Origin of the sequence: Martelella sp. UBA3392, from assembly GCF_002358775.1 — a bacterium.
Taxonomy (GTDB): domain Bacteria; phylum Pseudomonadota; class Alphaproteobacteria; order Rhizobiales; family Rhizobiaceae; genus Martelella; species Martelella mediterranea.
In genome coordinates, this window is record NZ_DEPM01000051.1 from 1 (window position 1) to 3,560 (window position 3,560).

At 61.8% G+C, this 3,560-nt stretch carries 1 protein-coding gene; it reads left to right on the forward strand.

Annotation, left to right across the window (positions count from 1 at the left end; translation table 11 throughout):
* Window positions 1–465: 465 nt before the first annotated feature.
* A partial coding sequence (locus tag B4E36_RS03830) for a glutamate synthase central domain-containing protein (protein ID WP_414673725.1) occupies window positions 466–3,560 on the forward strand: 3,095 nt, incomplete at its 3' end.

Here is a 3,560-nt window from a genome sequence, read left to right on the forward strand (position 1 = left end):
GCGATTGGGGCCGGCAGGCGTGGATTCTGCCCGAAAATGGCCTCTTTCTTTCACGAATTACGAATGTCAACCGGTTAGCGTAACTTTATTGCGCTGGCGGCGGCCTTTGGGTAATTTTCACTCGCCTTGGCCGGGCCGGCGTTGTGATTTTGCTTGCCAGTTTGTGTTGTTTCTGGCATGAAGTGCAGATAGGACAGTTATGCTGTCCTATTTTTGTGTCTGGCCGGATTGCCGCCGAGGGGCTGACGTCATACCGCTTTGGGTCTATAATGGCCCTTTCGGACGACGGAAAGCTTCCGCGTCTGATCAGTCAGGACACGGCCGGTCGGTTTTCCATGACGGTTGCTCATGGTTTCCGCTTCGGACTTAAGTGAAATTGATGGCAGGCCGGAGAGGGACGATCGTCCTGGCTCGCCTGTGTGCCCCGGCTTCGCCTGCATCCGGCAGGATTTTAGGAGATCTTGAATGACGAAGATGACGCCCATAGCGCTTGATGGTGCACCGGTCACTGAGCTTGCCTCCGTGGCGACCGAAGCCAAAGCAGCTACCGGTCGTCGCCCCAAACGTCAGGGTCTTTACGATCCCCGCAACGAACACGATGCCTGCGGCGTCGGCTTCATCGCCCATATGAAGGGCGAGAAGTCGCACCAGATCGTGCGCGACGGGTTGTTCATCCTGGAAAACCTTACCCATCGCGGCGCTGTCGGCGCCGATCCGCTGATGGGCGATGGCGCCGGCATGCTGATGCAGATTCCCGACCGCTTCTTCCGCGAGGAGATGGCCAAGCAAGGCGTCACCCTGCCGAAGGTCGGCGAATATGCCGTCGGCTACTTCTTCATGCCGCGCGACGAGGCCCGGATCGCCCACTACAAGGCGATCATCGAGAAGGTGATCGTCGATGAGGGGCAGAGTTTCCTTGGCTTCCGCGAAGTGCCGGTCGACAATTCCTCGCTGTCGAAGGCCCCGGATATCGCCGCGACCGAGCCCTATCACCTTCAGGTGTTCATCGGCGCCGGCCAGCGCGCCCATTCGCAGCAGGAATTCGAGCGCCGTCTGTTCGTGCTGCGCAAGGTGATCTCGAACACGATCTTCTCCGAAAGCCCGGAGGCGACCGAGGATTTCTATGCCGTGTCGATGTCGTCCTCGACCATCGTCTACAAGGGCATGTTCCTCGCCTATCAGGTCGGCGCCTATTACAAGGACCTGTCCGATCCGCGGTTCGAATCGGCCGTCGCCCTCGTCCATCAGCGGTTTTCGACCAACACCTTCCCGTCCTGGAAGCTGTCGCACCCCTATCGCATGGTCGCCCATAACGGCGAGATCAACACGCTGCGCGGCAATGTGAACTGGATGGCCGCGCGTCAGGCGTCGGTGTCCTCGCCGCTGTTCGGCGAGGATATCTCCAAGCTGTGGCCGATCTCATACGAAGGACAGTCCGACACCGCCTGTTTCGACAACGCGCTCGAATTCCTGGTGCAGGGCGGCTATTCCATGGCGCATGCCGTGATGATGCTGATCCCGGAAGCCTGGGCCGGCAACCTGTCGATGAGCCCGGAGCGCAAGGCGTTCTACGAATATCATGCCTCGCTGATGGAGCCGTGGGACGGCCCCGCCGCCGTCGCCTTCACCGATGGCCGCCAGATCGGCGCGACGCTGGACCGCAATGGTCTGCGCCCGGCGCGCTACCTGATCACCAAGGATGACCGGATCATCATGGCGTCCGAAGCCGGCGTGCTGCCGGTGGAAGAGGAAAACATCGTCGCCAAGTGGCGTCTCCAGCCGGGCAAGATGCTGCTGATCGACATGGACAAGGGCCGGATCATCTCCGATGAGGAGATCAAGTCGGAACTTGCCGGCATGCATCCCTATCAGGACTGGCTCGGCCGCACCCAGCTCATTCTGGAAGACCTGAACCCGGTAGAGCCCCGTGCACTGCGCCGCGACGTGTCGCTGCTCGACCGCCAGCAGGCCTTCGGCTACACCCAGGAAGATACCAAGATCCTGATGTCGCCGATGGCGACCACCGGTCAGGAAGCGATCGGCTCGATGGGCACCGATACGCCGATCTCGGCGATGTCGGACAAGTCGAAGCTGCTCTACACCTATTTCAAGCAGAACTTCGCCCAGGTCACCAACCCTCCGATCGATCCGATCCGCGAGGAACTGGTGATGAGCCTGGTCTCGTTCATCGGCCCGCGTCCGAATATTCTCGATCACGAGGGGGCTTCCCGCGAAAAGCGTCTTGAGGTGCGCCAGCCGATCCTGACCAATGGCGATCTCGAAAAGATCCGCTCGATTGGCCACACCGAGGACCGGTTCGACACCAAGACGCTCGACATCACCTATGGCGTCGAACAGGGCGCGGAAGGCATGCCGGCGATGATCGACCGGCTGTGCGAGCGGGCGGAAGCCGCCGTGCGCGGCGGTTACAACATCATCGTGCTGTCTGACCGCCAGATCGGCCCGGACCGGATCGCGATCCCGGCGCTGCTGGCGACCGCCGCCGTGCATCACCACCTGATCCGCAAGGGTCTTCGCACCTCGGTCGGCCTCGTGGTCGAATCGGGCGAGCCGCGCGAAATCCATCATTTCTGCTGTCTTGCGGGCTATGGCGCGGAGGCGATCAACCCCTATCTCGCCTTCGACACGCTTGCCGACATGCACGCCAAGGGCCTGTTCCCGCAGGAGGTCGATGCCGGCGAAGTGGTCTATCGCTTCATCAAGGCGGTCGGCAAGGGCATGCTCAAGGTCATGTCGAAGATGGGCATTTCGACCTATCAGTCCTATTGCGGCGCGCAGATTTTCGATGCGATCGGCCTGTCTTCGGAATTCGTCGAGAAATTCTTCTTCGGAACCGCCTCGATGATCGAGGGCGTCGGCCTGACCGAGGTCGCGGAAGAAACCGTGGCGCGGCATGCGTCTGCCTTCGGCAAGGACCCGGTGTTGTCCTCAACGCTAGATATCGGCGGCGAATATGCCTACCGCATGCGCGGCGAGGCCCATGCCTGGACGCCGGATGCGGTTGCCGAGCTGCAGCATGCTGTGCGTGGCAATGCCCGCGACCGCTATGATGCGTTCGCGAAGATGGAAAACGCCACGGCGCTGCGCATGAACACGATCCGCGGCCTGTTCCGCATCAAGAATGCCAGCGAGATCGGCCGCAAGCCGGTGCCGCTCGAAAATGTCGAGCCGGCGTCGGAAATCGTCAAGCGGTTCTCGACCGGGGCGATGTCGTTCGGCTCGATCTCGCGCGAGGCCCACACCACGCTCGCGATCGCCATGAACCAGATCGGCGGCAAGTCGAACACCGGCGAGGGCGGCGAGGAATCGGATCGCTATCTGAAGCTGCCTGATGGCTCCTATCCGCGCGAGCGTTCGGCCATCAAGCAGATCGCGTCGGGCCGTTTCGGCGTCACCGCCGAATATCTGGTCAATGCGGATATGCTGCAGATCAAGGTAGCGCAGGGCGCAAAGCCCGGCGAGGGCGGACAGTTGCCCGGTCACAAGGTCGACGCGACGATCGCCAAGACCCGGCATTCGACGCCGGGCGTCGGCCTGAT